A 26,837-nucleotide genomic window follows, 5' to 3' on the forward strand; every position below is an offset into this window, starting at 1 on the left:
TCTGGCAAATCCAGTGTTCAGGGTCGATAGAACGAGCATGGATCACATGGCTGGGAAAACATGGACAAGATAACAAGCGGCTGGATCAACGGATTCATAGGCGTACTCATCTTCAGCGGGTCTTTGCCGGCAACGCGCGCGGCTGTTGCGGGCTTCGATCCGCTATTCTTGACCAGTGCTCGGGCAACTATTGCCGCCGCGCTTGCACTTGCGCTCCTGCTCGCCTTCAGGGAAAAGCGTCCTGTGAAAACGGATCTCGGTCCTTTGTTCATTACAGCCATGGGTGTCGTCGTTGGCTTTCCGCTCCTGACTGCTCTTGCGCTCCGCCATATCACGTCAGCTCATTCCATCGTTTTCATAGGACTTCTGCCGCTTTCCACCGCAATCTTCGGTGTCCTGCGCGGCGGTGAGCGAATGCGCCCCATGTTCTGGTTGTTTTCGTGCCTGGGCAGCCTGCTTGTGGCCGGATTTGCCCTGACACAAAATCTGGTCGTATCGCTGAGTGGTGACCTGCTGATGTTAGCGGCCATCATCGCTTGCGGACTTGGCTATGCGGAGGGTGCCCGACTATCACGCAGACTCGGCGGCTGGCAGGTGATCTGCTGGGCGCTGGTCCTTTCATTGCCAGTGATGTTGCCTCTAACCCTTTACGTTTTTCCGCCAGATTTGAGCGGCGTTGGCCAAGCCGCTTGGATAGGCTTCGTCTATGTTTCGCTATTCTCGATGCTGATAGGTTTTATTTTCTGGTATCGTGGACTGGCCCAAGGCGGAATCGCGGCTGTCGGTCAGTTGCAACTGCTGCAACCTTTCTTTGGCCTTGTTCTCGCCGCGACACTTCTGCACGAATCCGTTGGCTGGCCCATGATCGCGGTCACTTTGGCGGTAATACTATGCGTCGCGGGCGCCAAGCATTTCGCCAAATAGTCAATGCATTTTGCGCCGCACAATAAAATCGGTTGCATTTTTGTAGAGATGAGCCCATATGCCTGTCAGGCGCTTGGACCGGTCATGCCGGTGTTCCGAACCAGGACTTGTGGCGTCTGAGACCCATCCGCGTTAGGCGGTGGGCACGGCTGCGCAAGTCGCTTTGATCCTCTGGCCTTAAGAGCCTTGAGTTCCCAGCGTCTCGTCGTTCATCCAAATAATGTTGCACGCAGGTTGCGCCCTGTGGTGCGTTGTGTGGCTCGCGATAAATCGCGCTTGGCCAATGAAAGAGAATTGAATTGGAAAATATTGAAACAAACGGCTTTGCCGCCATGGGTCTGAATGCCATCCTGCTGAAAGCAGTGGATGCTTCCGGAATGGCTGCTCCCAAGCCCATTCAGGCACAGGCCATTCCGGCACAGCTTGCCGGACAGGATATTCTTGGCATCGCCCAGACAGGCTCCGGCAAGACTGCAGCTTTCGCACTGCCGATCCTGCAGAAGATCATAACTATAGGTGACAAGCGCAAGGGAAAGACCGCCCGTGCTCTTGTTCTTGCTCCAACCCGCGAATTGGCCGTGCAGATTGAAGAAACGTTCCGCACTTTGGCGAAAGGCGCTCACATTTCGACCGCACTCGTCCTTGGTGGGGTCTCGCGCATCGCGCAGATCAACAAAATGCAGGCAGGCGTCGATGTGCTGATCGCAACACCAGGTCGTTTGACCGACCTTGTGCGTGACAATAGGGTCGATCTCTCGGAAACGCGCTGGCTCGTGCTCGATGAGGCCGACCGCATGCTTGACATGGGTTTCATCAACGACGTTAAGCGCATTGCCAAGGGCACGCATCGCGATCGCCAGACGGCTCTGTTCTCCGCAACGATGCCTCAGGAGGTTGCTACGTTGGCGGCCACCCTGTTGCGCAATCCTGTTCGCGTCGAAGTTGCACCTCAGGGTACAACGGCCGCCGAGATCAAGCAGGTCGTACACATGATCCCGACGAAGCAGAAGAAGCAGGTTCTTTCGGCTATGCTCAAGGATGAGACTTTGTCTTCGGTCATAGTTTTCACCCGGACGAAGCACGGTGCCGACGCGGTTACCCGCGTTCTTGAGAAGGACGGCTACAATGTTGCAGCCATCCACGGCAACAAGTCTCAGAATGCGCGCCAGCGCGCGCTAAATGGCTTCAAGGATGGTTCGGTACGTGTTCTTGTCGCGACGGATATCGCTGCCCGTGGTATCGATGTCGTTGGCATCAGTCACGTGATCAATTTCGACCTGCCCGATGAGCCGGAGAGCTATGTCCACCGTATCGGTCGCACGGGCCGCAACGGCGCGTCCGGCAAGGCGATCACGCTCTATGATCCGGCAGAAGAGGCGTCCAAGTTCAAGGCGGTGGAACGCGTTACACGCATGCGTCTGCCCTTGGCGGATTCGCCGATCGACCTTTCAAGTCTTCCGGCTCGTGCTGCCAACAGCGACCAGCGTCCGCCGCGTCGCGAAGGCGGCAACGGTGCACCCGGCAAGAAGCCGCACCGCGGCCAGTCTGCCGGCAAGCCGCGTGAGGCACGTGGCGAAAAGGTGTGGAGCAATGATGCGGGTGCCCCTGCGAACAAGCGTCCATTCCGTCGCAACAAAAAGGGCTTCGGTGCAAAGGCTGCTTAACGGCTGCTATCAAGACTGATACCCGGCCACCGGAGCCTTGTGCCGGTGGCTTTTTCATTTCTATCGTTACACAAATCTCCTCATATCGTTCTGTTTGAGAAATTCTCTGCTTGAACGGTTTGATCGGGGCAAATAGGTTCGAGCCAAGCAGAATGAAGGACTTGGCCCATGTACGATTCAGTTATCGACACTATCGGAAACACCCCTCTCATTCGCCTCAAGAAAGCTTCCGATCTCACGGGCTGTGAGATTTACGGCAAGGCCGAATTCTTGAACCCGGGCCAGTCCGTCAAGGATCGCGCAGCGCTCTACATAATTCGCGACGCCGAAGAACGCGGCCTTTTGAGGCGAGGCGGGGTGATAGTTGAAGGGACGGCCGGTAACACCGGTATTGGGCTGACCATGGTTGCACGAACGCTTGGCTACCGCACAGTTATCGTGATACCCGAGACCCAGAGTCAGGAGAAGAAAGATGCCTTGAGGCTTCTTGGCGCTGAATTGGTCGAAGTGCCGGCTGTTCCGTACAAAAATCCGGACAATTATGTGAAAATCTCCGGTCGTCTTGCAGAGCAGATGGCAAAAACCGAGCCGAATGGGGCGATTTGGGCCAATCAATTCGACAATGTCGCCAACCGTCAGGCTCACGTAGAGACGACGGCGCCGGAGATCTGGCGCGACACGAACGGCAAGGTGGACGGGTTCGTCTGTGCAGTCGGTTCTGGCGGCACTCTTGCGGGGGTAGCGCAAGGGCTGAAGGCGAGAGACGCGAACATAAAGATCGGACTTGCCGATCCACTCGGCGCGGCACTATTTTCCTACTATACGACGGGTGAGTTCAAATCCGAAGGAAGTTCCATTACCGAGGGCATTGGGCAAGGCCGTGTGACAGCCAATCTTGCGGGCTTCACGCCCGATTTCTCCTATCAAATCCCCGACGCGGAAGCGCTTGAGATCGTCTTCGATCTCGTGACTGAGGAGGGGTTGTGTTTGGGGGGGTCGTCGGGAATCAATATCGCCGGGGCGATCCGGATGGCGCGGGATCTCGGACCCGACAAGATTATCGTGACGGTCCTTTGCGACTACGGTAATCGATACCAGTCGAAAATGTTCAATCCGGAGTTCCTGCGTTCCAAGAACTTGCCGGTTCCGGCATGGCTGGAAGCAAAGACAAACATACCGGTTCCTTTCGAGAATATATCCTGATGGCCTATGACACCGGAATTCTTTTCCGCGAGGATTCTTACCTCAAGGAGATCAACGCGACAGTATTGGCGATCAATGATCGCGGCGGCATCGTCACGGACCAGACCGTGTTTTATGCCACATCCGGCGGCCAGCCAGGCGATACGGGCTTTTTCATCCGGGATGATGGTTCGACGGTCAACATTGCCGCAACAATTACCGGCGAAACAAAGGAAGAGATCATCCACATACCAGCAGCGGACCAGCCTTCTGTTACCGTCGGCGAAACGCTCACGCTGCGTATCGACTGGGACCGCCGCTACAAGCTGATGCGGATGCACACGGCTTGTCATCTGCTCAGCGTGGTCTGTCCTTTTCCAATCACTGGAGCCGCGGTCAGCGAGGATGACAGCCGTGTCGATTTCGATCTGCCCGACGCGGGTGTGACCAAGGAAGACATTACGCGCAAGATGATGGAACTCGTCGAAGCCAATCACCCGATATTCACGCGCTGGATCACCGATGAGGAACTCGCCGCCAATCCGGGCCTGATCAAATCCAAGAATGTGAGGCCGCCAAGCGGGACGGGCCGTATCAGGCTGGTTTGCATCGGCGAAAACGCTTCGGTGGATTCGCAACCCTGCGGCGGCACACATGTGGCGACGACCGGTGAAGTAGGCACGATCCATATCGGCAAAATCGAAAAGAAAGGCAAGGAGAACAGGCGGTTCCGTATCCGCATCGGCGCTTTGCCAGAGGGAGTATGAACGTGGCAGACAAGAGCCCCTTTGTGGTTTCACCCGATTGGTTGCAGGAAAGACTGGGCAGGCCTGGCCTCAGCGTTCTCGATGCCTCCTGGTATCTTCCCGCCCAGAACCGCGATGCCAAGGCGGAATATGACACAGCTCATATTCCGGGCGCCATTTTCTTCGACCATGAAGAAATGTCTGATCCGGATTCGCAGCTGCCGCACACTCTCATGAAGCCGGAAGCCTTCGCGGCGGCTGCGAGCAGCATGGGCATCACCAATGACGACACGATCGTGGTCTATGACGGGCCAGGAATGATGACCGCTCCGCGTGTATGGTGGATGTTCCGTACGTTCGGGGCTAAAAATGTCTTCGTACTGGACGGAGGATTCGATAATTGGAAGAAGGATGGCAGACCGGTCACCAATGCGGTGACCAAGATCGCTCCATCCGCCTTCGCTCCCGATTTCGACCCGGGCAAAGTGGCAAGTTTTACGCAGATGCGCGAGATCGTCGAAGGCAGGTCACGACAGATAGCGGACGCGCGTTCGGCCGGGCGCTTCAAGGGCGTTGATCCCGAGCCTCGCGAAGGGTTGCGATCAGGCCATATGCCTGGCGCCCGCAGCGTGCCATCGACCAGCCTTTCAGAAAACGGTTACCTGAAGGATGTCAGCCAGTTGCGCGACGTTTTGAACAGCGCTGGCATTGATTTGTCGCGCCCTGTCGTGACGAGTTGCGGGTCGGGCATAACGGCCGCCGTGATTACGCTCGCGCTCGAATCGGTGGGTCACAAGGACAATATTCTTTATGATGGATCCTGGTCGGAATGGGGTGGCAACAAGGACACTCCCGTCGCTACCGGCAACGCATGAGTATCTGTCCAGAAACTCTACCGTGGCGATCATCTGACGCGATTTTCAGCGCTTCCGGTGCTCACGTGCTTTGTGTACGCTGCTCTCGTCGCCAGGACGATCGCAAAAACCACGCCATATGCCCCGCCGCAGCGACGTTCAAGACGGACACCAGGCCATGACGAAGCCAAGGATATTGAAGACACGTGTTACGCATCTCGAGATGACGGAGCGGCCAACGCAATCGGTGCCGACGCCTGTCAGTTTCAAACTGGCGCTGATGCGTGCCACGAAGATTTCATTGCCGTTCTACCGCTTTCTCTATGAACAGGTGGGCAAGCCGCATCATTGGTCCGTGCATCGCCGCCTTGGCGACGACGAATTGAAGGCGATTATTCATCGCAACAATGTGGATATACATGTCCTCTACGCCGATGGTTCACCAGCGGGCTTTTTCGAACTGGTCATCGATGAAGAACAGGCAGTTACCGAAATTCTGTATTTCGGCCTGGTACCGGAATTTCAGGGCAGGGGGCTCGCCAAGTTCTTCTTGAACGAAGCAATTCTGACCGCCTGGATGAGCAGTCCGCAACGCGTTATTATCGAAACCAATACTTTGGATAGCCCGCGGGCATTGCAAATGTACCAAAGAATGGGCTTTAAACCCGTCGGTTTTGCGGAGGCGGAAATCGAAGCCTGGGACTAGGTCCTCAATCAAGTGGTACAAGCACCGACATTATTTTCATCCAAGTGCCCGAACAAGTAGTCGTTTGCCGTTTACATCAGATTTGGGGTCGAGCGCCTTAAGTCAAACAATTCTTCGACCTCCACCTTTCGTTCTATATGCCTTGCCCCGATCTCTCTTTAAACAGAGAAAGCCAAGCGATTCTTCGGGGGTAGAATGAAAAGTTTATTGTGCGGCTTGACGCTCGTAGCGTCGAGCCTTGTGGTTTCTTCTTGTCAAACAAGTGATCCCAAGTTTACGAAGTCCGGATCAGCCATCTATTCGATACCGGCGAAGGCGGGTCACAAAACCGGACTTTTGAACAATTATATGGTCAATCCTGATTGCTCCAGTGGCAGAACACCGGATTTCAAGGTTGTAACCGCTCCTGCAAACGGGACCGTTGACCTTTGGCGCGGTACTGTTTCTCCTTCATTCCGGCCCGGGCATCCGCAAGAGAAGTGCAACGCGCGTAAAATAGCGGCAGTTGGCGCGTATTACACTCCAAGAGCAGGATTCGTTGGTAGCGACACTGTGGTCGTTTCAAGCAAGGCACCCGGCAGCGACGTCTTCAGCTACGTCACTCTCAACATCAACGTCACGAAGTAGCGTTCTGCAGGAATCGGGTGGCTGATCGCCGAAATCGGGTGTTTCCTTGTCTTGACAAGGAGACTTCCCATGAGCGCGATTCAATTTGTTGCCATCACGACAACAATGGCACGTTACTATCAGATGGGCGGGGCTGACGCGAATGGCCAGACGCCGGAGACCCATGTTTCAGATGGCGATGGCGTGCCCTGCAGGCATTGTCTGCAAAACGTGAAGGCAGGCAGCAAATATCTTGTCCTTTCACACCGGCCGTTCCCCGCGCCGCAGCCCTATGCAGAAACCGGCCCGATCTTCCTGCACGCGGAAGAGTGCGAGCGCTATCAGGAACCGGCAGAAATGCCCGAAATGTTTCGTGAGAACGATGATTATATACTTCGCGGCTATTCCTGCCAGGATCGTATCGTTTACGGCACAGGCGGAGTGATCGGGACAAAGGAGATCCTGAGCCGCGCAGGGCAGTTGCTGCGACGCGACGATGTCGCCTATGTCCACATGCGATCGGCGCGGAACAATTGCTTCCAGTGCCGTATCGAATTCGCATGAAGGTCTGGGCGACGTCCCTCAGCGTTGCCGTCGCCAATGGGTCCTCGGGTCGAGCCCGAGAATGACGGCGAGGAAGGAGCGCTTTGATGTAGGCGTCGCCAATGGTCCTCGGGTCCAGCCCGAGGATGACGGCGAGGAAGGAGCGCTTCGATGTAGGCGTCGCCGATCGGTCCTCGGGTCAAGCCCGAGGATGACGGCGAGGGAAGGTCCAGCAGGATCAGGCGGCTATTGCTGATTTTGCCTCGACCATTTCCAGCCCGAGCGCTTCGGCAACGGCCTGATTGGTGACGCGTCCCTTGTGGACGTTCAGTCCATTGCGCAAATGCGGATTGTCGACGAGCGCCTTGACGCCCCGGTCTGCCAGCTGCAGGCCATATTGCAAGGTTGCATTGTTCAACGCATGGGCGGACGTGACCGGGACGGCTCCCGGCATATTGGCGACGCAGTAATGGATGACGCCATCCACTTCATATGTGGGTTCGGAATGAGTGGTCGCATGCGAGGTCTCGAAGCAGCCGCCCTGGTCTATGGCGACGTCCACGATAACCGCTCCCTTTTTCATGCCGGAGAGCATCTCGCGTGTGACGAGCTTTGGAGCGGCTGCGCCCGGGATAAGCACAGCACCGACAACGATATCGGCCGAAAAAACCTCCTCGTCGAGGGCTTCGATCGTCGAGTAGCGCGTATGAATGCGCCCGCGAAAAATATCGTCCAGCTGGCGCAGGCGCGGAATAGAACGGTCCAGGATGGTGACGTCGGCGCCTAGTCCGGTTGCCATCATGGCTGCATTGATGCCGACCACGCCGCCACCGATTATGGTTACCTTGCCCGGTAGCACGCCAGGAACGCCACCAAGCAGGACACCGCGCCCGCCATTCGCCTTCTGAAGTGCTGTTGCGCCGGCCTGTATGGCCAGACGCCCGGCAACTTCCGACATTGGAGCGAGCAGAGGCAGTCCGCCCCGGTCGTCCGTGACAGTTTCATAGGCAATGGCGGTGACGCCTGAGGCCAGCAGACCCTTTGTCTGTTCGGGATCTGGCGCGAGATGCAGATAGGTGTAGAGGAGCTGACCTTCACGGAGCTGCGCCCATTCCGAGGGCTGCGGTTCCTTCACCTTGACAATCATGTCTGCCTGCTGGAAGACTTCTTCGGCGGACTTGACGACCTTGGCGCCGGCCGCCTTATAGGCACCATCGTCGGCGCCTATTCCCAAACCAGCTCCGGACTGGACGATGACCTCGTGGCCGTGGGCAATATATTCGCGTACGGCGCCCGGAGTGAGGCCGACGCGATATTCATGGTTTTTGATTTCCTTTGGGCAGCCAATACGCATAACGCCTCCTGTTGATTGAGGATGTGTCGATGTTCACGCCTTGGCGGCCTTGTGATTTGGCCCGCCCGGACCTTGATCTCGACACACCCGAGATGTTCCCTTGAGGCAAATATAACACCACAGATCGCGTTGCATGTCCTTGCCAAGAAGCCTCGACGTTGACCTGTTTTTCGAATATTCTTGCGCCAAAACGACCAAGATCAGGAGAAACAACGAACAATGGCGCTGGACAGGATCGATATCGCTATTCTTGACAGTTTGCAAAAGGATGGCCGCATGTCCAATGCGACGCTTGCGGAGAAGGTTGGACTGTCGCAGTCGGCATGCTCGCGGCGGCTGGATATCCTGGAGAAGTCAGGGGTCATCCGTGGCTACCATGCACGGCTTTCCAACAAGATGCTGGGGCACCCGGTAATCGTCATCGTCAATATCTCGCTATCCGGACAGGCGGACAAACAGCTGCGCGAATTCGAAGCCGCAGTAAAACTCTGCCCCAATGTACTGGTGTGTTATTTGATGTCGGGCGAATATGACTATCTCTTGCGCATTGCTGCAAAGGATCTTGAGGACTACGAACGGATACATAAATTCTGGCTGTCGGCCATGCCGCACGTTACCAAGATAAACTCATCCTTTGCTTTGCGGGAAGTAGCGGACCGCACGGGTCTGGGCGTTGAAACGGCGCTCGTCGATGCAGGTTAGCAACCTGGCGCAACTAAAAGACACGCTAAAATAGAATTTATCGCGTCAAATTCATGGGTTTTCGTGTGGAAGTCGATTTTTTTCGTGCGAGAGCGGGTTATTCCCTTGCCAAGGCCGATCCAGAACGCTGCCGCTTGAGGTCAGAATCCCTTCAGCTTCGGTGCAAAAACCTCACCCCGCCTCAAGCGCTTTCTTCACCTTGGCGGGCGCCCTTGCGTGCCACGCCAACTTGATGCGATGACGGAGTTCCGCGTCCGACACGGCATCAAGATGCATCAGTATATAGGGCCAGCCCTTGTAATGATCGGTCTCGAAATAGATGTTCGGAACACTCTCCATCAGCAGGGGCTTCTCCTCCAGCGGGCAATAGATTGCAAACGTTTCGACATCTTTCAGGCGTCCCAAAAAAGAGGTCTTCACCTTCAACGAGGGCGTGCCGTAGGTTGTGCTGCGCACGAGTTCCGGCAGGTGCAGCGACTCGGCGATTGCCCAGATACGTTCGAAAGCTTCGTCCAGCGTCTTTGTCATGATTTATAGAACACCTGGCGCACGTCGATATATTCGGAGCGGAAACCAGCCTCGCAGTAAAACAGGTAGAACTCCCAGAGCTTCTTGAAACGGCCATCGAAACCGAGGTGGCGCAGGCGGTCCCATGAGCCCCAGAAACGCTCGCGCCATTCGGCCAGTGTGCGGGCATAATCCTGCGGGAAGATGTTCTCGCAGTAGAGATCGAGCCCGAAATCCCTGCCGAGGCTCTTCAGTTTCTCCGGCGTTGGCAGCATCCCGCCGGGAAAGACATAGCGCTGGATGAAATCCGGCCGCTTGCGATAACGGTCGAAACTCCTGTCGTTGATCGTGATGATCTGCATGCCGGCGCTGCCGCCCGGATTGAGGCAATCCTTGACCTTGCCGAAGAACACCGGCCAGTATTTCTCGCCGACGGCCTCGAACATCTCGATCGATGCGACGTGGTCATATTTACCCGTCTCGTCCCGATAATCCTGAAACTTGATTTCTGCCATTCCCGACAAACCGGCCTGTTCTATGCGCTGCGTTGCGTAATCGAACTGCTCGCGGCTGATGGTCAGCCCCGTGACATGGGCGCCAAGCTCACGCGCCGCATATTCGGCAAAGCCACCCCAGCCGCAGCCGATCTCCAGAACGCGCGACCCGCGGGTGATGCCGATATTCTTGGCGAGCGCCCGATATTTGGCAGTCTGGGCGCTTTCGAGATCACTGGCCGTCTCATCGAAAAGCGCCGAGGAATAGGTCATCGTCGGATCGAGCCATTCACGGTAGAAGGCATTGCCGAGATCATAATGCGCCGAGATATTCTTGCGCGACCTGCCGCGTGTATTATCGTTGAACCAATGGCGAAGCCGCTGCGCAGCATTGATGAACCAGTTTGAACCGCCGGCAAGATCCTCGCCAACATCCTCGTTGACGACAAAGAGCTCGAGGAACGTGGTAACGTCCGGGCTGTCCCAGTCGCCATCCATATAGGACTCGGCAACGCCGATCGTGCCGCCGGCAAAGGCCCGGCGCGGCAGGTTCCAGTTATGAAGCACGATGGCGGCATCCGGACCGTGCTGCCGGCCGCCGACCTTGAAGATTTTCCGGTCCGGCGTGGTGATGGTCAAGGTTCCGCGGGGAAGATGCGCTGCCGCGCGCAAGGCTGCCTGCGCCTTGAGCGGCAAACCTTTCAGTGCCGCCCCGACATTCCCCGGCGTCAGCCATACGGGCTCCGTCACCGCATCCCCTTTTGTCGTCTTGCTTGCCATTCGATCTGTCTGTCCCGTAACCCCGCAAGCATTATTCGCGGGAATGTCATAAATGTTCAAGATGATTTGTTGAATAGACGCGTTCGAGGTTGCGGGACTATTGGACCAACGAGGAGGACGCGCGGTTTCGAGCCGCCGATTCGTCTGGAGGCGACCCGTGCGAGAGGGATTGGCGCAAACTGTCCGCTGCTGAATTCGCCGCGTTTGCCAAGTGAGATCAGAAAGAATGATGGAAACAAGCCACCGTGGAGCCCGATTGCGGCCCCGGCTCAGGGTTCGATACAGGCGGAATACGTGCGCCGAGGTTCGATATACACGTAGAAAGTTTAAATTTGAGACTAAAGTATAATTGGAATAACACGCGCCGGTTGTTATGTGTTTATTGGGTAACACGCGGCAGATGATTTCATCCATGCCGGATTTACTTGCCATTTTATGGCAGGGCATGTCTTGACCTCAAGCATGCTTCACATCATGTTAACCCCATGCTCCCAATTAATTGGGGGTCTTTTCATGTGATCAATTAATCAAGGAATTTATTAATGACACTTCGTTTTTCAACACGCATCGCATGCGCGGCCATCGTTGCGGCATCATTCGGACTGACAGGCCCTGCATTCGCCGCGGCCAAGACCGGAACTCTTAACGTGAAGCTTGAGATTGTAAGTGGCTGCAGCGTTTTCACGAGCAGTGCCGTCGGCACCCTTAATTTCGGCACATGGACGACGCTGAGCGACACTATCGAGCAGTCGACAACCTTAAATGTGTCCTGCAGTGCAGCAGACCAGACCTTCAACGTTCTTCTCGATGGCGGTCAGAACGGTACGATCGCCGATCGCAATCTGGCATTGGCCTCCGACAAGACCAAGAAGATCAAGTACAATCTCTATACTGATGGCGGCTACGGCACTGTGTGGGGTGAAACTGTGGGAACCGATACTGTCGAGAAGAAGTCAACAACGCCCGGCACAAACGTGCCCTTCACGATTTTCGGCCGCGTGCCATTGCAGACACCCATTCCCGCCGCTGGTATCTACACTGACACCGTCACGGTAACTGTCAAACTAAACTAGAACATCCCGCACATCACAGGAGGACGCCATGCGATCCTTGTTATACGGCATGGGCCTTTTGGGCCTGTGCGCGTTGCAAACCAGTATTGCCGGGGCGTCCTCCCTGCAGGTTTCACCCACGCGTCTGGAAAAGGTGCTGCCGGAAACTGCCGGCGTGATCACGCTCAGGAACGGCGACAGCAAGCCCGTCAGGGTGCAGGTGCGGGTCTTCCGCTGGAGCCAGGTCATGGGCATCGAGCGGCTCGATCCGACGACCGATGTGGTCGCGAGCCCGCCCGTGGCGCAGATCGGCGCCAATAATCAATATACGTTGCGCGTCGTGCGGGTTAGCAAGAAGCCGGTCGCCGCCGAGGAGAGCTACCGCGTCCTCGTAGATGAGTTGCCGGACCCTTCGCAGATGAAGAATGGCAACGTCAATTTCACCGTGCGGTTTTCGCTGCCGGTGTTCTTCAGGGCTGCCGAGACGCAAGCGGGTCAGGTGAGCTGGAATATCCGGCGCGGCAATGGCGGCTATCTCCTGTCGGGAACCAATACCGGTGCGACGAAGCTGCGCGTCAAGGATGTCCAGCTTCTGCAGAACAGCCGGATCATCCCCATCAAGAAAGACGTTGCGGGCTATGTGACAGCTGGCGGCTCGGCACAATTCGAGCTCGGCAGTGCCAAGGGGCTCGTCGCCGGCCCCGCGATCTTGAAACTCGACACTGACAAAGGACCGGTAGAAGTCAATGTCAACGTCAGTAACTAGCCGCGCACCCCTGGCGCTGTTGCTGCTTGCCTGCCTCGCCGGGGCGGGGCAAGCGCAGGAGCCGCCCACAGATCCGACTGTTACCGCGGCAACCGGAGCGACCGGCGTGCAAGGGCTGCAGCTTGCCGTGTTCATCAATGACGTGAACACGGATTTCGTCGGCACGTTCGAACAATTGCCGGATGGCAGCCTGACGGCCAAGCCTGGCGAGCTGGAAGAAGTCGGCATCAAGCCGCTCAAGGCGGCGATCAAGCCCAATGGCTCGATCCATCTCAACGACCTTCCGGGCGTCGAGTATCATGTCGTGCCGGAAACCCAGAGCATCTACGTGGTCGCGACCGACGCGGCACGTGTGCCGCGCAAGATCGATCTCGATGGCGAGCGCAGCGAACGCGAGCACCCGAAGCCGACCTCGAGCACCGGTGCAGTGTTGAACTATACGCTATATTCCAGCTCGAACGATCTGACGGATAAGGATATCGAGCCATTTCAAGGCGTTTCCGGCGGCTTCGATGCACGGTTTTTCAGCCCATTCGGCACGGTGAAACAATCGTTCACAGGCAATCTTTCCGATGGCGAATTGCAGGGCTTCAAGCGCCTCGATACGACGTGGTACTATTCCGACCCGGAGCGGATGATCACCTACAGCGCTGGCGATTTCGTCACCCGTAGCCTGCCTTGGACCCGATCGGTCCATCTCGGCGGCATGCAAGTGGAAAGAAATTTTGCCCTGCGTTCCGATCTCGTGACCTTGCCCATGCCCGTCGTCTCCGGCTCGGCGGCCGTGCCTTCGACGCTCGAAGTCTATACGCAGAACGTCAAAACCTTTAGTTCCGACATTCCGGCAGGGCCGTTTCAACTGGCCAATCTGCCCGTGGTCACCGGTTCGGGCGAGGCGCAGGTCGTCATCCGCGACACGCTCGGCCGCGAGACACGGACCACTTTGCCCTTCTACACATCGAGCGAACAGCTCGCCAAGGGATTGATGGATTTTTCGGCGGAGCTGGGCTTTCCGCGCCGCAATTTCGGCAGCCAATCGGACGATTATGCCAGCGACGTCTTCGGCACGGCAACCATGCGCTACGGCCTGACAAACTGGCTGACACTGGAAGGGCACGCGGAAGGCGGTGCCGATCTCCTCAATGGCGGAATCGGTGCAGCTTTTCCGCTCGGCCGATGGGGCGCAACCTCGGCTGCGGTGGCCGGCAGCCAGCATGACGGACAAACCGGCATGCTGCTGAACGGATCGCTCGAACTACGATATGATGATTTTTCGCTTTATGGGCGCATGCAGCGCGCGTTTGGCAATTATGACGATATCGCTTCAGTGACCGCCGACAACCAGCGCATCGATTATTTCGTTCCGGGCGCACGCATCTATTCGGCGCGCACGGCACGCGCAGTCGATCAGGTGAGCCTGAGCCTGCCCACCTTGTTCAGCAGGTCCAATATCTATTTGTCCCTTACACAGATCGAAACGGATATGGGCGAAAAGACCCGTACCGCCAGCGCTTCCTACAGCACTTCGCTTTGGAAGAATGCATCATTTTACGCTTCCGCCTTCAAGGATCTCGACGACGGCGACAATTTCGGCGTCTATGCCGGCCTCAGCGTATCCTTCGACAATGACATCTATGGTTCGACCGGCGTCGATCAGAACGGCAAGGACATTGCTGGTTTTGCCGAAGTTTCCAAGTCGGCAACGCGTGAGGAGGGAAGCTACGGCTGGAACGTGCGTACCAGCGAAGGCAAGACGGCCAATCGCTCCGTTGGCGGCAATTATCGCAGTAAATATGCGCGTGTCGATGGCTGGGTCCAGCAATATGGCGAAGCGGTGCGAGCCAGCGGCTCGCTGGACGGCGCCATTGCCGTTGCGGGCGGCGGCGTCTTCGCGACAAACCGTATCGACGACGCCTTTGCAGTCGTGGATGTCGGCGCGGCCAATGTCGAGGTGCGATCACGCAACAATGTGGTCGGACACACCAATAGCAGCGGGCGGTTGATCGTGCCGGACCTCAATTCATGGGATCCCAACCAGATCGATATCGACCCGCAAAACTTGCCCGTCGACGCAGCTATAAGAGATACGCGCACGATTGTGGTGCCGGCCAACAATGGCGGTGTGGTCGTGGACTTCAACGTGAAGGAAGCGGCAGCCGCGGCCCTGGTCGGGCTTACCGATGCGGGCGGCAAGCCGCTCGCTGCCGGGTTGTTGGGGCGGATCGACGGAACGGACGCGACATTCGTCGTCGGTTACGATGGCGAGGCCTATATCGAGGGGCTTTCCGGCAATAACAATGTCACCGTGGAATTCGTCAACGGTCAGACCTGCCTTGCGGCGTTCGCCTACAAGCGCCAGCCGGGGACGCAGGTCGCGATCAGGGATGTGGTGTGCCAATGAAACGTTTTTTGTTGCCGTTGATATGTTTGTTCGTGTGGTTTCTGGCGCCGGAACCGGCGTCGGCTGATATGACCTGCAGTTTCACTGGAAGTCAGCCATTCTCCTTTGGCAACGTCGATTTTGGGCTCTACTCGGATTCCGGTCAAGACGGGTCGATGACCGTGAAATGCGATGACTTTGTTATCTTTGGTTTCTTGAATGCCTTCAATTCGCCGAATCGTATCTGTGTATCGTTGAACGAGGGAACCGGAGGCGGGGAGGCTGGTTGGCGATATTTGACGGATACAACCAATAATAACAAGGTGAAGTTCCAGCTGTACACGGACAAAACTCGTATCGAATCCTATAAGCCGGATATCGCGTTCGGTAAGGACGTGGCCATCGATTGGGGTGTGCTAACGGTTTTGAGCCCTGTAACCGGTACTGCGAACTATCCGATATATGCCTGGTTGCCAAAGCAACAGAACGTTCCAGAGGGCGAATACTCCACGAGGATCACCGCACATTTCAAGTACATGCGAAAAGATGGGGCCAATCCCGTGGGCTGCAACTTTGGTGGAAAGTCGTCGAGCGCCACATTCAACGTCAGGGTTAAGGTTGCTTCCCGGTGTTCGTTGGACGTGACCCAGCACATCGATTTCGGCTCATGGCAGGATTTGAACGAGCCGCGAGATCAGGAGGGGAAGGTAGCTGTAACTTGCGACAAGGGTACGAGCTATAAGCTTTATCTTGGATGGGGCGCGCAGGGCGATGCGGGCACGACACGCTATATGGCCAACGGTGATGAGAAGATCAGCTATAATCTCTTTTTGGACAAACAGCGCAGCAATCTTTGGGACGGTGTTTTCGGAGGAGAGAAACCGTCCGGTGGAGGTGATGGCAATAAAAGAACATTCCCGATTTATGCGCGTGTCCCCAAGCAGAAAACCCCATCGCCCGGAACCTACACGGATAATGTCATTGTGACGCTTGACTATGATTGAGGTGCCTGCGGCCGCGCTGCTTTCCGGCAATAACAATGTCACCGGGGAATTCGTCAACGGTCAGACCTGCAACGCGGCGTTCGCCTACACGCGCCAGCCGGGGACGCAGGTCGCAATAAGGAATGTGGTGTGCCAATGAAACGTTTTTTGCTGCCGTTGATGGGGCTTGTTGCGCTTCTGCTTCTGGCCGCCCCGGCGTCAGCTGCCAACCCCAACTGTACCTTTACTGTCGACGGGATGAATTTTGGCAAAGGGGATCCTGCCAGAGATCGCAATTTAGATATGACCGTGACGATCAGCGCCGATTGTTCACAAGATGGCTTAGACATCTTTTCGCTCCTTATGCCTTCCATCAAAATGTGTGTGGCGATAAGCCCGGAGCCCGCTGGTAGCGATACGGGCTGGAGGCACCTGAGCGGCAGCACAGGAGATACACTCCGGTACAATGTCTACACCGCTCCGGACCGTAAAACCGTGCTTAAAGCGAACGAAAAAGTTGCTGTCCCAGTCGTCTTCCAATGGGAGTTGCTCACATTGGGCCGGCGAAAAGGTGCCGGAACAATGCAGATCGCTGGACGAATGCCGCCTCGACAGTCTGTTCCTGATGGTCTGTACACGGCGAATGTTCCCATGACCATCAGTTATTTTGAGAATCCTTTCGAGGCTGACAAGGATTGTAACAACCCTTCGGAACGAAGGGCGCAGAAAACATTCAAGGCAGCGTTCCTCTATGTGTCGAGTTGTCAGCTGAGCATAACCAGCGATATTGACTTCGGAAAGGTGCTAGACTTGGACCAAGCATTGCAGGCGCAGGGTGCGTTGCGCGCCAACTGTGACAAGGAACTTCCCTATACGATCAGGATGGGTTGGGGGAATAATACCGAAAGCGGCACCGCCAACGGGCGATTCATGTCCAACGGCAAGGAGAAAGTTAAATACGAGCTGTTTCAGGACAGCCAGAGAATGCTGGTCTGGGGGGATGGACCGAATGATTTGCTGAAGGGCAAGAAGGGGACGGGAATACCGATCAGTATACCAATCTATGCGCGTGTGCCGAAACAGGCAACGCCTCCGCCGGGAACCTATACGGACAACGTGGTCGTTACGCTCGAGTATAATTGATGTTGCGGCTTCAAGCGCAGGCAATCGCTGCAGCTGTCGTAACGGTCTGCACCGGCTGAAGAAAATCGGTGTGCCGTATACAGAGTGGCGGGATGGCCGGTGATTGCTGCCATCCATGGGTGTAAAACCCACCGAGGGAAGCACTGCGTGAACCGTCCCGCAATCGCCCTGCATGAGGCGAGGAAGCGTTGTAAATGCGTGCTAAGCTTTGGTGCGCCGCGGCAGCACTGAACAGGTCGAAGGCGCGATAGACATCTGGCGCCGACCATGTCCGGACCCGATGCAATGGCGCTGAGGGCCGCCGAAGACTTCGCCGCTTCCAAGACGATCGCTTCGGGTTCCAATGGTGTGATAAACAATAGAAAAGCAAAAGGCCGGGAGCTACCCGACCTTCCTAAGCTTACCTCGACACCAGTGCCAGTACATCCGTGGTCAAAAATGGAAATAAGCTATTCGCTATGACTAGAGATTAACTTGCCAATGCGACAGAATGATGACGCATGGCAAGAAAACTGGAAGCGCGTACGCACTACATATTCGCGCTTGAGAACAAGGTGAATGATCTAGGTAAAGACCGGGTTAACAGGCAAGGGAAAATTTGGTAAAACGCTGCCGTGATCTTTCTCCGCGACCTTTATCGCCACGCGACTGCTCCTCAAACAGGGATCAGAGGCCGGCTGTCATCGGAACCTTCCTCGATCTCGGGCATGATATGCCACTTCTCCCTGCGCCGGTGATTTCGACCCGACGAGCTCATGTCCGGGGATGACCGGGAGAGGGGTGAGGCAGGGTAAGGATCCGCGGATGACGGGGAGATTAACCCGAGGGAATGCTGGCCCGGCGGCGCTCATGCCGGTCCGAGCAGCACGTCGGAAGGTCCTCGCATGCGCTCGCAGCGATAGCGCACTTCGTAGCGCGGATCGAGGATGAGGGTGACGTCTTGCGCGGTGCAGCGGCGTTCGGTCGATCGCAGATATTGCTCCGCAACGTCGCGGAAGACGACAGGCGGAATAGAACCGAGGCCAAGACCCTTGACAAAGCCTTGCGTGGCCGAGGCTGTGGCACCCGGTCCAATCATCAGCCTGCTTTGGCCGATATTGTCATAGATGGTGTATTTGTCACCATTGGCTGCGGTAAAATACTGGGGCGTGATACCGGCATAATTATCCTTGGCATAGCTGATGGCGGCGCATCCTGCCAAGCCGGCTAAAAGGAGAGGGGCGGTCAATCTAAGCGCCCGCGCGACGTTTGGCCATGGAAGTCCGGCTTTCGTGCTTGCTATTGCTCTCATGGTGCAACTCCTTCGTTCCTTGCGCTTTTCTCCTGCTGCCAATCATCCATCAAATCGCCGAGAACGATTGCCGTGACGGCGGGAAGGTCCTCGGCGATCAGGCCAAAGCCGAGGCTGCGGGCCGCTGCGGCGTGGATGAAGACCGCGGCGCAGGCTGCCTCGAATGGCGGCATGCCCTGTGCCATCAAGCTGGCAACGAGACCGGCGAGCACGTCGCCGGACCCCGCCGTCGCCAGGAGCGGCGTTCCATTGGTGTTGATCGCGGCGCGGCCATCCGGCGACGCGATCACCGTGTCGGCGCCCTTATAGATGATGATTGCATGCGCCCTGGCGGCGGCTTTACGCGCCCGTTCGAGCTTCGATCCTGTTTCGCTCCCGGCAATATCGGGAAACAGACGCTTGAACTCGCCTTCATGCGGCGTCAGCACGAGCCGGATTTCAGCTGTGCTGCCTGCCGCGTGGAAGAGGACGTCCGGATGTTTCTCGAACGATGTGATGGCATCCGCATCGAATACGAGTTGTGCGGGCTGGTAGCCGAGGAGCGCCAGGGCGAACGTGCGCGCTCTTTCGCCGATGCCAAAGCCGGGCCCGAGTACGAAGGCGGAAGCTTTCCGCGTTTCAACGAAGGTCTGCAAATCCTGGTTGTGATCGCAGCGTGCGAGCATGATCGATATGAGGTGGGCAGCGTTCACGGCCAGCGCTTCCCCCGGCGACAAGACCGTCACCGCGCCTGCACCGGCTCTGGCGGCGGCCAGGGCGGAAAGCCGGGCTGCGCCGGTTGCGGTTGCACCACCGGAAAATACCGCGACGTGACCGCGCTTGTATTTATGCGTGTTGGCCTCTGGGGCCGGTAGCCGTTCGCACCACTGATGCGGCGTATTTTCAAAACAGCGGGGCTTTATGGCGGCGAGAACGTCCTTGCGGATGCCTATATCGGCAACGACAAGCTCACCGCACAAGGTGCGTCCCGGATAGAGCAGATGGCCAGGCTTCTTGCGAAAGAAGGTGATCGTGCGGCCGGCGTGGAAGACGGGACCGAGCGGCAGGCCCGTCAGCCCGTCAAGGCCGGAGGGGATGTCGACCGCGACGCGCCGGGCCGCGGCCACATTGGCACGCCCGATCGCTTCGGCTGCTTCGCCTGTCACCGCCTTGTTCAGCCCTGCGCCGAAGAGTGCATCGACAATGACGCTGCCTGGCGTCGGCTGGAACTCCGCAATTGGCCGCGGCTGGACCGGACAATCCTGCAAGGCCATTGCAGCATCGGTCTGAGCCGCCGGTTTGCCATATGACCAGACATGGACGCTTGCGCCGCTCTCGGCAAGAAGGCGCGCGACGACATATCCATCGCCGCCGTTGTTTCCAGGTCCGCACAGGACGTGAAACGCCGAGGCGTCGCCATCGTCTGCGAGCAGACGATGAGCGATGGCCGACCCTGCATTGAGCATCAGTCCATATCCATCATATGGGCCAGCGGCGATCGTCAGCTTGTCAGCCTTCCCCATCTCCACAGGCGTCAAGATTTCATAAGCCATTTAACAGCAATGCTTTCTTGCAAAAGAATCTTCCGGCCAGACTAGAGCTTTCGCACCGGCCGGGTAAGCCTTGAACGCAACAATGCATCCAAAGTTCATTTCACGCGTTCCTGATGCGTCGCCTTTGGAGGTAAGTCATGGCTGTTACTGGCATCAAGGAACATATGGAAGTGATTGGCGCCGATGGTGTCCATATAGGCACTGTCGACCAGGTTGACGGGGCACGGATCAAGCTGACCCGCAAGGATAGCGGCGAGGGCTCGCACAGGGGTCATCACCACTATATCTCGACGTCGCTCGTGGCAGAAGTGGAAGGCGACCGGGTTCGCTTGTCAGCCAATTCCGACGTGGCGGTGATGTTCGAGGAAGAGGAAGAACCGGGCAAAACGTAACGGCGCGCCTGCCGCGGTTCCTGTCAGACAGCACCCAGTCTTACCAGGACAGAACGGGGAATCCCGTAGTGCCTGACAGCGTCGTCATGGTTGCGCAGGCCGCATAGTTCACGCTGGATGAAATAGGCGTGGACCGCTCGAGCGGCCGCCTTCAGGTGCGCGGTACGCTCCGCTTCCGGAGCCGCACCGAGTTTCTCCAAAGTCTGTTCGACTTTTTCCCCGGCACGCCCGAGGGCGGCGGCCATCTCGGCCATGATTTCCATGTCAAGCGCGTTGGGGGGACTGGTGCCGGCGGAATTGCTGGAAATGTTTCGCGGAGGTCTGACGGACATTGGCTGACTACGACTGCTTAAAACCGGTGGAGGCGATTCGATCATAATCGCCAAGCTCATGCAAGAAGCGGCGGAACATTCGGTGGCGCGCGGGATTAAACCTTGATGCAAGGAGGAACCGAAATGGGCGATCCAGTACCAATCCCGGAACCCGGACCCGGCACCAACCGGCCGGGCGATCCTGCTCCCACGCCGCGGCCCGAGGAATTGCCACCCGAGCCCAACCCGATGCCCGGCGAGATACCCGTGGAGGAGCCGCCACCAGACCGGCTCCCGGACGAGATGCCGGTGCCGAATCCGGACGAGGTGCGCGAGCCGCCGAAGCACGTCTGAACCGAGCGCCACGCGCCTCTATCGCGGCGCCACGCTACTGGTTCGACCGGCCCGAGCCTCCCATATAGTTGCGACCGCGTTGCGGGATATAGATCGGGTCTCCGCCAGGCGTGCGCTCCCTCACTCTGTCGGTCCGCTCCCGTGACCTGTCGGAACGCTCGATCCGGGCCTGCTGGCGGCGCCAATCGTCCCGGCGCTCCGAACCTTCGCGCCAGTCACTGCGACGGCGCCAATAATCCCGGCGATCGTCGTAGCGGCGATAACGCCGGTCGTAGCGCGGGCCATCATAGAACCCGCTATAGATCGTGGTGCCGTAATAACCGCCATAGCCACCATAGCCGCCATACGTGCCGTACCCGCCGTAACCACCATAACCACCGTAATAGGGACCGGTGGTCTCGACGCACCCGGAAACCGACAGGCCGGACAGGCCAATTACTGCGGCAACGAGCAAAGATTTTATCGACATGATACCTTCCTCCCGGCTGTTGATATCAACCGCTATCACCGTTGAACCAATGCACAATAAAAAGGTTCCAGCGGCTACATTGATGACAAAGAAGATCGGCAGGGAAGACGAGAAGTCAACCGGCGCTTGAAAAGCGAAGGGCCTGATCGTTGTGATGCTGTTTGGCTAAGTTGCACATTCACATCTGATCGGATGTGACGTCATCGGCATTTAATTGGAGTTCAAGCACATCGCAGACACTCTTGATTCACCAAGGACAACCTGAGGTTTCTGTTGTTGCAGGAATCGCTCCATTCGTGCCACTTTCACGAGTATCGTCACCGGGGGTCGACAGGCATATCATGATGACATTGATCTTGGCACTTCTGATCGGGATCGTCGCTGGCCTGCGCACGATGACTGCCCCAGCGGCCATCAGTTGGGCCGCATATCTCGGGTGGCTGAACCTGGGCGACAGCTGGCTCGCCTTTCTTGGCTATGCCTTCACACCGTGGATATTGACCATTCTCGCCATCGGTGAACTTTTTGCCGATCAACTGCCATCGACGCCCAGCCGCAAGGTGCCGATGCAATTCGGCGCCCGCGTATTTATGGGAGCACTGTGCGGTGGGGCGATCGGTATCGGTGGCGGCTCAGTCATCGGCGGATTCATCGCGGGAATAATTGGCGCGGTCATCGGGACGTATGGAGGCGCGGAGATCCGCGAGCGCCTTGCTGCAAGGTTCGGCAAAGACTTGCCAGCGGCGCTGATCGAGGACGTCGTGGCTATCGCCGGCGCCTTGCTGATCGTTGCCGCTTTGCCGTTAGGCGAGGGTGCGTTGAGTTTAGTTTGATCTTCACACAGCCGGATCGTCGGTGAACGTTCGGGCCTATAGACGCCGGGGTCAGCTTCCCGGCTAGATGAACAAGTGGCTCCCCGGGCCGGATTCGAACCAGCGACCGATCGGTTAACAGCCGATTGCTCTACCACTGAGCTACCGGGGAACAGCTGCTTATTCATCAGCGAAGTGGCCTATAGCAAAAGGGTTTCCCTTTTGCAAAGGACCATTTCGATTTTTTTCCTCTTATGTGCATAACAGGCCGATGACATGAGGCAAAACCGTTCCTACATCGGGTTTTGATGCCGACAAGCAAAAGAGAAGATATTTGTCAGAAGACCCCACCCATAAGGAAAGCCAGGCCAACAAGGCGCATCACAGCCACAAGAAGCGGCGCCATATGCGCATCTTCGGCCGTCACGTGCCGGTGCCGCAGTCGGTGGCAATGCGCCGCACGCTGGGCGGCGTGTTGATCGCGGGCGGTGCCTTGGGGTTCCTGCCTGTCCTGGGCTTCTGGATGGTTCCGCTCGGGTTGGTTGTCCTCTCGCAGGATTCCGCGCTCGTCAGGCGCAAGCGTCGCCAGATAGAGGTGAAGCTCGGCCGCCGCTGGAAGAGCGGATGGTTCAATTCCGACAAGGACAAGATCTAAGCCGGCGTCATTGCAGGCGGGTGCCCGTTCTTCGGCTCGTTCCCGATCCTAGTTCGCCAAGGCTTTGGCGATGTGAGATGCCAGATCGGCCTGGGTATAGGGTTTTGCCAGCCGGGGGATATCGATATCCATGCCCGGGGGCAAATCCGCGTAGCCTGTTGCAATCAGGACAGGAAGGCCCGGCTTCAACAATCTCGCTGCCTTGGCAAGTTCCGCACCGGTCATCTTCGGCATGGAATAGTCGGTGATGAGAAGGTCGACTTCCTCTCCAGCTTCCAGGATTTCCAGTGCGTCCTTCCCGGAATGGGCTTCGATTACCTCGTGACCCAGATCCTCCAGCATATCGACGGTGCTCATGGCGATCAGAGCGTCATCGTCCACCATCAATATCCTGAACTTTGCCTCCACGATCTCGGGGCTGACCTCAACTCCGGGGTTCGCACTGCTCTTCGAACCTGTGCTGACAGGCAACCATAACTCCGCTTTTGTCCCGGCTCCCGTAGAACTCGATAACCTGAGCGCGCCCTTGAGCTGGACCGCGAGACCGTGGATCATGGATAGACCGAGGCCGGTCCCTTTTCCAAGTTCCTTCGTCGAGAAGAAAGGATCAATGGCCCTTTCAAGCGTCTCAGGCGTCATGCCCTGACCGTTGTCACGCACCGACATGACAACGTAGGTTCCCGCGGTCAGGTCCTGTGTCGACGCAGCCACTTCCATTTTCTGAAGCCCAATGCCGATTTCTCCACTCTTTGAAATCGCGTCGCGTGAATTGACGACCAGATTGAGGAGAGCAAGTTCTATCTGATTGGCATCGGCCAGAACGGGTGGCAGGGCAGCTGGCAGGTCGTAGTTCAACTGAATGTTGGAGCCGACAGATCGCCTGAGCAGGTCATTCATTCCCCTGACAAGTTCGATAAGATCGACCGGCTCGACCTTCAGGTCCTGCCGCCGGGCAAACGCCAGCAATCTCTGGGTCAGTGCCGCTCCCCTTTGTGCACCCTTCAATGCGCCATCGATCAGCCGGGTCGCTTTCGGATCATTCATGCAATGCTTGCGCAACAGGTCGAGATTGCCCAGCACTGCCATCAGCAGATTGTTGAAATCGTGCGCAACGCCGCCTGTGAGGTGGCCTATGGCCTCCATCTTCTGCGCCTGTCTCAGCTGTTCCTCGGCGATCTCGCGCTGCTTCACCTGCGCAAGAAGCGATTGGTGGGCATCGTGGAGTTCCAGCGTGCGCTCGACAACGCGATCCTCAAGTGTGCCGTTAAGTTCGATGAGCTCTTTTTCAGCGATCTTACGTGCCGTTATATCAGATGAAACACCAACGAGCCTTGAAACATTGCCATGCCGGTCGCGTACGGCCCGTCCCCTGAACTCCGCCCAATGCGGACTTGAATCCTGCCAGATGGTGCGGCACTCGAGTTCGAAGTCCTCGCCGCTCGAGATTGCCTTGTCTATGAGCGATTGCATTGTGCCGCGATCATCCGGATGGATGGTGCCGAGCAGTTCGGTGTCGGTGAAACTGTCGTCCGGGTTCCTGCCGAATACCGCCTTGCAAACATCCGATGTCACGAGCACTCCGGTGGCAAGGTCATATTCCCAGGAGCCAAGCCGCCCGGCCCGCAGGGCTGTCTGCAGCCGGCGCTCGCCCTCACTCAGTTCTTCCATTCTACCCAGGGCTTCATATTGTCGGGCCCTTGCCCGACGAGCGGTCTTCGCAATGCTGATGAAGCTGGTGGCGTGGAACGGGCGCTCAAAGAACGTCACGTTGCGCAATATCTCGGACACTCTCGCCGCTGCCGGGTTGCGCTCCGGTCCGCCGCCGCGCTGTGTCAGAACGATAAACGGCAGGTCCGACCAGCTGGGCTGATGTTCCACCCACGCGGAAAGGGGCTTGAGATCGGCATGGCGAATTGCTTCCTCCGTTGTTACGACGAAAGTGACGCGTTCGCCGAGGGCGCGGCAAAGACTTTCCAGATCCGGCATGATCTCGGAGGCAATCTCGGCCTCCCGGAGAATCGAGACGGCAACCGCCGCGTCCCTGCCGCCAGGCGCATAGATAAGTGCAGCTTTGTTTATGCTCTCAGAAATGATCTGGATCCGCCTGACTTGGCTTTAACAACGGGTCTACCTTGCCGACAAACTGCGGCACGCCACGCAACACGCCCTGGAACTCATCGAGAGGCTGACCGAGCGACAATCCTTGACTGGATATCCGGAATTCCCGGATCGTATCCTCGTGGCGGCCCGTCCTCTTCTTGATGACAGAGACAGCCCTGCGAACCCTGCCATGTGCCTCGAAATAACGGAGAAGGACCACTGTGTCGGCGAGATAAGTAACGTCGACAGGCGCTTTCATGTCGCCGACCAGGCCATGCTGGGCGACGGTGAGAACCGTTGTCGCTCCCTGGCGATTGAGATATTGCAGCAATTCGTGGATGTGCAGGACGAGGGCGTTTTCCTCCGGCATGGATGCCTGATAGCCATTCAAGCTGTCGACCACGACAGTTTTGGCGTTCGTGCTGTCGACATGCTCGCGGACGCGATGGGCAAACTCGCCCGGAGAGAGTTCCGCAGCGTCAAGCTGCTCTATGTGAAGGTTCCCATCGTCCCGCATCTGCTGGAGATCGATACCGATTGCCTTGGCGCGTGCGAACAAAAGGCCAAGCTCTTCGTCAAAAACAAAGATGGCAGCCTTTTCTCCGCGATTGATGGCGGACATGATGAACTGGAGTGCAAACGTGCTTTTGCCCGTACCGGCGGGTCCGAGAACAAGGCAGCTCGAGCCGCGCTCGAGGCCGCCGCCAAGAAGATCATCCAGCTCGCCAATGCCACTCGGCAAAACGTCGCGCGTGAACTCTCGGCGGTGCTCCAGCGCCACGAGGCGCGGAAACGCCGAAACACCGCCAGTCTTGATGATGAAATCATGATAGCCGCCGCGAAAAGCCTGGCCCCGATATTTGAGGACGCGAAGGCGGCGCCGTTCGGATCCGTAGGTAGGTGCGAGTTCTTCGAGTTTTATGACGCCGTGAACAACACTATGGACGGTCTTGTCCTGACTGCTTGAAGTCAGATCGTCGAGGAGCAAGACCGTTGCACCCTGCCTGGCGAAATAGTGCTTGATCGCCAGTATCTGCCGGCGATAGCGGAGCGATCCCTGCGCCAAAAGCCTGATCTCCGACAGGCTGTCCAGAACAACCCGGCGCGGCCGGACACGCTCGAACTCCTCGAAGATGGCCTTGGTCGTCTCGCCAAGCTCCAGATCCGAGGAATAGAGGAGGCTTTGCTGCTGCTCGGCGTCAAGCAGGCTTTCCGGCGGCACAAGCTCGAAAACCCTTATGTTCTCGCCAATCGTGAAACCGTGGGAGCTTGCCCCTTCACGAAGCTCATCCTCGGTTTCAGAGAGCGTGACGTAGAGGCCTTTCTCGCCTTTAGCTGCGCCCTCGAGCAGGAAACTCAACGCGATCGTGGTCTTTCCCGTACCGGGATTTCCCTCCAGCAAAAATACCCGGCCCTCGCTCAGTCCTCCTGCTAGTATTTCGTCCAGTCCGGGAATCCCAGTTCGAGCTTTTTTCGATCTGGGTCGAGAATTCATGTTGGAGCTCCATGAGATGTGTGGGGTGACGCGGCAAGAA

28 protein-coding genes and 1 tRNA gene are annotated in these 26,837 nt (G+C 57.4%); 19 read left to right on the forward strand and 10 right to left on the reverse strand.

Annotated elements, in window-relative coordinates:
• The first annotated feature begins 60 nt into the window (after positions 1-60).
• From CU100_RS09015 to CU100_RS09050, 8 genes are all read left to right on the forward strand, one after another.
• Complete coding sequence (locus tag CU100_RS09015; protein ID WP_106716257.1) at positions 61-924, forward strand: DMT family transporter; 864 nt, start codon at positions 61-63, stop codon at positions 922-924.
• Between the two features lie 332 nt (positions 925-1,256).
• Positions 1,257-2,588 carry a DEAD/DEAH box helicase gene (locus CU100_RS09020; RefSeq protein ID WP_106717190.1) on the forward strand — a complete coding sequence of 444 codons (1,332 nt, stop codon included), beginning with the start codon at positions 1,257-1,259 and terminating at the stop codon, positions 2,586-2,588.
• Between the two features lie 168 nt (positions 2,589-2,756).
• Positions 2,757-3,791 (forward strand): cysteine synthase A, encoded by a 1,035-nt coding sequence (locus CU100_RS09025; RefSeq protein ID WP_106716259.1) that lies wholly within the window; start codon positions 2,757-2,759, stop codon positions 3,789-3,791.
• Positions 3,791-4,537, forward strand: coding sequence for an alanyl-tRNA editing protein (locus CU100_RS09030; RefSeq protein ID WP_106716260.1), 747 nt, complete (start codon positions 3,791-3,793; stop codon positions 4,535-4,537). The genes CU100_RS09025 and CU100_RS09030 overlap by 1 nt, the downstream gene beginning before the upstream one ends.
• A 2-nt stretch (positions 4,538-4,539) precedes the next feature.
• Positions 4,540-5,391, forward strand: a complete 852-nt coding sequence (gene sseA / locus CU100_RS09035) for a 3-mercaptopyruvate sulfurtransferase (protein WP_106716261.1) — start codon at positions 4,540-4,542, stop codon at positions 5,389-5,391.
• A 157-nt stretch (positions 5,392-5,548) separates the two neighbouring features.
• On the forward strand, positions 5,549-6,076 hold the full coding sequence (locus CU100_RS09040; RefSeq protein ID WP_106717191.1) for a GNAT family N-acetyltransferase: 528 nt from the start codon (positions 5,549-5,551) through the stop codon (positions 6,074-6,076).
• Positions 6,077-6,271: 195 nt separating this feature from the next.
• Complete coding sequence (locus CU100_RS09045) at positions 6,272-6,703, forward strand: hypothetical protein (RefSeq protein ID WP_146141819.1); 432 nt, start codon at positions 6,272-6,274, stop codon at positions 6,701-6,703.
• 69 nt (positions 6,704-6,772) lie between these two features.
• Positions 6,773-7,246, forward strand: a complete 474-nt coding sequence (locus CU100_RS09050; RefSeq protein ID WP_106716264.1) for a DUF1203 domain-containing protein — start codon at positions 6,773-6,775, stop codon at positions 7,244-7,246.
• A gap of 217 nt (positions 7,247-7,463) precedes the next feature.
• Here CU100_RS09050 and ald read toward each other — a convergent pair whose 3' ends face one another.
• Positions 7,464-8,579 carry an alanine dehydrogenase gene (gene ald / locus CU100_RS09055; protein WP_106716265.1) on the reverse strand — a complete coding sequence of 372 codons (1,116 nt, stop codon included), beginning with the start codon at positions 8,577-8,579 and terminating at the stop codon, positions 7,464-7,466.
• 219 nt (positions 8,580-8,798) lie between these two features.
• On the opposite strand from ald, the gene CU100_RS09060 reads away from it, so the two are divergent.
• Positions 8,799-9,281, forward strand: a complete 483-nt coding sequence (locus CU100_RS09060; protein ID WP_106716267.1) for an Lrp/AsnC family transcriptional regulator — start codon at positions 8,799-8,801, stop codon at positions 9,279-9,281.
• A 171-nt stretch (positions 9,282-9,452) separates the two neighbouring features.
• On the opposite strand, the gene CU100_RS09065 is transcribed toward CU100_RS09060, so the two are convergent.
• Entirely contained in the window at positions 9,453-9,809 is a 357-nt protein-coding gene (locus CU100_RS09065) for an MmcQ/YjbR family DNA-binding protein (RefSeq protein WP_106716269.1), read from the reverse strand.
• On the reverse strand, positions 9,806-11,062 hold the full coding sequence (locus CU100_RS09070) for an SAM-dependent methyltransferase (protein ID WP_106716271.1): 1,257 nt from the start codon (positions 11,060-11,062) through the stop codon (positions 9,806-9,808). The genes CU100_RS09065 and CU100_RS09070 overlap by 4 nt, the downstream gene beginning before the upstream one ends.
• A 542-nt stretch (positions 11,063-11,604) precedes the next feature.
• On the opposite strand from CU100_RS09070, the gene CU100_RS09075 reads away from it, so the two are divergent.
• From CU100_RS09075 to CU100_RS09095, 6 genes are all read left to right on the forward strand, one after another.
• Positions 11,605-12,135, forward strand: a complete 531-nt coding sequence (locus CU100_RS09075) for a Csu type fimbrial protein (protein WP_106716272.1) — start codon at positions 11,605-11,607, stop codon at positions 12,133-12,135.
• Positions 12,136-12,163: 28 nt separating this feature from the next.
• Positions 12,164-12,880 (forward strand): fimbrial biogenesis chaperone, encoded by a 717-nt coding sequence (locus tag CU100_RS09080; RefSeq protein ID WP_106716273.1) that lies wholly within the window; start codon positions 12,164-12,166, stop codon positions 12,878-12,880.
• Positions 12,861-15,281 carry a fimbria/pilus outer membrane usher protein gene (locus CU100_RS09085; protein WP_106716275.1) on the forward strand — a complete coding sequence of 807 codons (2,421 nt, stop codon included), beginning with the start codon at positions 12,861-12,863 and terminating at the stop codon, positions 15,279-15,281. Before CU100_RS09080 ends, CU100_RS09085 begins: the two co-directional genes overlap by 20 nt.
• A 68-nt stretch (positions 15,282-15,349) precedes the next feature.
• Positions 15,350-16,264: a Csu type fimbrial protein gene (locus CU100_RS09090; RefSeq protein WP_245419012.1), complete on the forward strand. Its 915-nt coding sequence runs from the start codon at positions 15,350-15,352 to the stop codon at positions 16,262-16,264.
• Positions 16,257-16,403, forward strand: a complete 147-nt coding sequence (locus CU100_RS26800; protein ID WP_170113783.1) for a hypothetical protein — start codon at positions 16,257-16,259, stop codon at positions 16,401-16,403. The genes CU100_RS09090 and CU100_RS26800 overlap by 8 nt, the downstream gene beginning before the upstream one ends.
• The gene (locus tag CU100_RS09095; RefSeq protein ID WP_106716279.1) at positions 16,400-17,386 is read left to right on the forward strand and encodes a Csu type fimbrial protein; all 987 of its coding nucleotides are present in this window, start codon (positions 16,400-16,402) and stop codon (positions 17,384-17,386) included. The genes CU100_RS26800 and CU100_RS09095 overlap by 4 nt, the downstream gene beginning before the upstream one ends.
• A gap of 847 nt (positions 17,387-18,233) precedes the next feature.
• On the opposite strand, the gene CU100_RS09100 is transcribed toward CU100_RS09095, so the two are convergent.
• Both CU100_RS09100 and CU100_RS09105 read right to left on the reverse strand, forming a co-directional pair.
• Positions 18,234-18,677, reverse strand: a complete 444-nt coding sequence (locus CU100_RS09100; RefSeq protein ID WP_106716280.1) for a hypothetical protein — start codon at positions 18,675-18,677, stop codon at positions 18,234-18,236.
• Positions 18,674-20,209: an NAD(P)H-hydrate dehydratase gene (locus CU100_RS09105; RefSeq protein ID WP_106716281.1), complete on the reverse strand. Its 1,536-nt coding sequence runs from the start codon at positions 20,207-20,209 to the stop codon at positions 18,674-18,676. Before CU100_RS09105 ends, CU100_RS09100 begins: the two co-directional genes overlap by 4 nt.
• A gap of 137 nt (positions 20,210-20,346) precedes the next feature.
• On the opposite strand from CU100_RS09105, the gene CU100_RS09110 reads away from it, so the two are divergent.
• Positions 20,347-20,601, forward strand: a complete 255-nt coding sequence (locus CU100_RS09110; protein ID WP_106716283.1) for a DUF2171 domain-containing protein — start codon at positions 20,347-20,349, stop codon at positions 20,599-20,601.
• A 23-nt stretch (positions 20,602-20,624) separates the two neighbouring features.
• Here CU100_RS09110 and CU100_RS09115 read toward each other — a convergent pair whose 3' ends face one another.
• Complete coding sequence (locus CU100_RS09115) at positions 20,625-20,933, reverse strand: DUF6665 family protein (RefSeq protein WP_106716285.1); 309 nt, start codon at positions 20,931-20,933, stop codon at positions 20,625-20,627.
• Positions 20,934-21,056: 123 nt separating this feature from the next.
• Here CU100_RS09115 and CU100_RS09120 point away from each other — a divergent pair, with 123 nt between their 5' ends.
• On the forward strand, positions 21,057-21,266 hold the full coding sequence (locus tag CU100_RS09120; protein WP_106716287.1) for a hypothetical protein: 210 nt from the start codon (positions 21,057-21,059) through the stop codon (positions 21,264-21,266).
• A gap of 34 nt (positions 21,267-21,300) precedes the next feature.
• Here the strand turns inward: CU100_RS09120 and CU100_RS09125 are convergent, their stop codons facing one another.
• Positions 21,301-21,735: a hypothetical protein gene (locus CU100_RS09125; protein ID WP_106716289.1), complete on the reverse strand. Its 435-nt coding sequence runs from the start codon at positions 21,733-21,735 to the stop codon at positions 21,301-21,303.
• A 344-nt stretch (positions 21,736-22,079) separates the two neighbouring features.
• On the opposite strand from CU100_RS09125, the gene CU100_RS09130 reads away from it, so the two are divergent.
• Positions 22,080-22,568, forward strand: coding sequence for a DUF4126 domain-containing protein (locus CU100_RS09130; protein WP_106716291.1), 489 nt, complete (start codon positions 22,080-22,082; stop codon positions 22,566-22,568).
• Positions 22,569-22,644: 76 nt separating this feature from the next.
• Here CU100_RS09130 and CU100_RS09135 read toward each other — a convergent pair.
• Positions 22,645-22,719, reverse strand: a tRNA-Asn gene (locus CU100_RS09135).
• Positions 22,720-22,881: 162 nt separating this feature from the next.
• Between CU100_RS09135 and CU100_RS09140 the strand changes: the two genes are divergently transcribed.
• Positions 22,882-23,202 (forward strand): hypothetical protein, encoded by a 321-nt coding sequence (locus CU100_RS09140; protein ID WP_407070316.1) that lies wholly within the window; start codon positions 22,882-22,884, stop codon positions 23,200-23,202.
• A 48-nt stretch (positions 23,203-23,250) separates the two neighbouring features.
• On the opposite strand, the gene CU100_RS09145 is transcribed toward CU100_RS09140, so the two are convergent.
• Positions 23,251-25,188 (reverse strand): PAS domain-containing hybrid sensor histidine kinase/response regulator, encoded by a 1,938-nt coding sequence (locus CU100_RS09145; protein WP_106716293.1) that lies wholly within the window; start codon positions 25,186-25,188, stop codon positions 23,251-23,253.
• Positions 25,189-25,285: 97 nt separating this feature from the next.
• Positions 25,286-26,797: an ATPase domain-containing protein gene (locus tag CU100_RS09150; protein WP_106716295.1), complete on the reverse strand. Its 1,512-nt coding sequence runs from the start codon at positions 26,795-26,797 to the stop codon at positions 25,286-25,288.
• Positions 26,798-26,837: the final 40 nt, after the last annotated feature.

The organism is Phyllobacterium endophyticum, assembly GCF_003010935.1.
Lineage (GTDB): Bacteria > Pseudomonadota > Alphaproteobacteria > Rhizobiales > Rhizobiaceae > Phyllobacterium > Phyllobacterium endophyticum.

Excerpts from the sequence above, each read along its gene's own strand:
- CU100_RS09120 (WP_106716287.1), top strand. The coding sequence starts at position 21,057 with ATGGGCGATCCAGTACCAATCCCGGAACCCGGACCCGGCACCAACCGG.
- CU100_RS09060 (WP_106716267.1), top strand. The coding sequence starts at position 8,799 with ATGGCGCTGGACAGGATCGATATCGCTATTCTTGACAGTTTGCAAAAG.
- CU100_RS09040 (WP_106717191.1), top strand. The coding sequence starts at position 5,549 with ATGACGAAGCCAAGGATATTGAAGACACGTGTTACGCATCTCGAGATG.
- CU100_RS09145 (WP_106716293.1), bottom strand. The coding sequence starts at position 25,188 with ATGCCGGATCTGGAAAGTCTTTGCCGCGCCCTCGGCGAACGCGTCACT.
- CU100_RS09105 (WP_106716281.1), bottom strand. The coding sequence starts at position 20,209 with ATGGCTTATGAAATCTTGACGCCTGTGGAGATGGGGAAGGCTGACAAG.
- CU100_RS09025 (WP_106716259.1), top strand. The coding sequence starts at position 2,757 with ATGTACGATTCAGTTATCGACACTATCGGAAACACCCCTCTCATTCGC.
- ald (WP_106716265.1), bottom strand. The coding sequence starts at position 8,579 with ATGCGTATTGGCTGCCCAAAGGAAATCAAAAACCATGAATATCGCGTC.
- CU100_RS09045 (WP_146141819.1), top strand. The coding sequence starts at position 6,272 with ATGAAAAGTTTATTGTGCGGCTTGACGCTCGTAGCGTCGAGCCTTGTG.
- CU100_RS09150 (WP_106716295.1), bottom strand. The coding sequence starts at position 26,797 with ATGAATTCTCGACCCAGATCGAAAAAAGCTCGAACTGGGATTCCCGGA.
- CU100_RS09065 (WP_106716269.1), bottom strand. The coding sequence starts at position 9,809 with ATGACAAAGACGCTGGACGAAGCTTTCGAACGTATCTGGGCAATCGCC.
- CU100_RS09130 (WP_106716291.1), top strand. The coding sequence starts at position 22,080 with ATGACATTGATCTTGGCACTTCTGATCGGGATCGTCGCTGGCCTGCGC.
- CU100_RS09090 (WP_245419012.1), top strand. The coding sequence starts at position 15,350 with ATGACCTGCAGTTTCACTGGAAGTCAGCCATTCTCCTTTGGCAACGTC.
- CU100_RS09050 (WP_106716264.1), top strand. The coding sequence starts at position 6,773 with ATGAGCGCGATTCAATTTGTTGCCATCACGACAACAATGGCACGTTAC.
- CU100_RS09125 (WP_106716289.1), bottom strand. The coding sequence starts at position 21,735 with ATGTCGATAAAATCTTTGCTCGTTGCCGCAGTAATTGGCCTGTCCGGC.
- CU100_RS09095 (WP_106716279.1), top strand. The coding sequence starts at position 16,400 with ATGAAACGTTTTTTGCTGCCGTTGATGGGGCTTGTTGCGCTTCTGCTT.
- CU100_RS09085 (WP_106716275.1), top strand. The coding sequence starts at position 12,861 with ATGTCAACGTCAGTAACTAGCCGCGCACCCCTGGCGCTGTTGCTGCTT.
- CU100_RS09015 (WP_106716257.1), top strand. The coding sequence starts at position 61 with ATGGACAAGATAACAAGCGGCTGGATCAACGGATTCATAGGCGTACTC.
- CU100_RS09115 (WP_106716285.1), bottom strand. The coding sequence starts at position 20,933 with ATGTCCGTCAGACCTCCGCGAAACATTTCCAGCAATTCCGCCGGCACC.
- CU100_RS09020 (WP_106717190.1), top strand. The coding sequence starts at position 1,257 with ATGGGTCTGAATGCCATCCTGCTGAAAGCAGTGGATGCTTCCGGAATG.
- CU100_RS09070 (WP_106716271.1), bottom strand. The coding sequence starts at position 11,062 with ATGGCAAGCAAGACGACAAAAGGGGATGCGGTGACGGAGCCCGTATGG.
- CU100_RS09030 (WP_106716260.1), top strand. The coding sequence starts at position 3,791 with ATGGCCTATGACACCGGAATTCTTTTCCGCGAGGATTCTTACCTCAAG.
- CU100_RS09075 (WP_106716272.1), top strand. The coding sequence starts at position 11,605 with ATGACACTTCGTTTTTCAACACGCATCGCATGCGCGGCCATCGTTGCG.
- CU100_RS09110 (WP_106716283.1), top strand. The coding sequence starts at position 20,347 with ATGGCTGTTACTGGCATCAAGGAACATATGGAAGTGATTGGCGCCGAT.
- CU100_RS09080 (WP_106716273.1), top strand. The coding sequence starts at position 12,164 with ATGCGATCCTTGTTATACGGCATGGGCCTTTTGGGCCTGTGCGCGTTG.
- CU100_RS09100 (WP_106716280.1), bottom strand. The coding sequence starts at position 18,677 with ATGAGAGCAATAGCAAGCACGAAAGCCGGACTTCCATGGCCAAACGTC.
- CU100_RS26800 (WP_170113783.1), top strand. The coding sequence starts at position 16,257 with ATGATTGAGGTGCCTGCGGCCGCGCTGCTTTCCGGCAATAACAATGTC.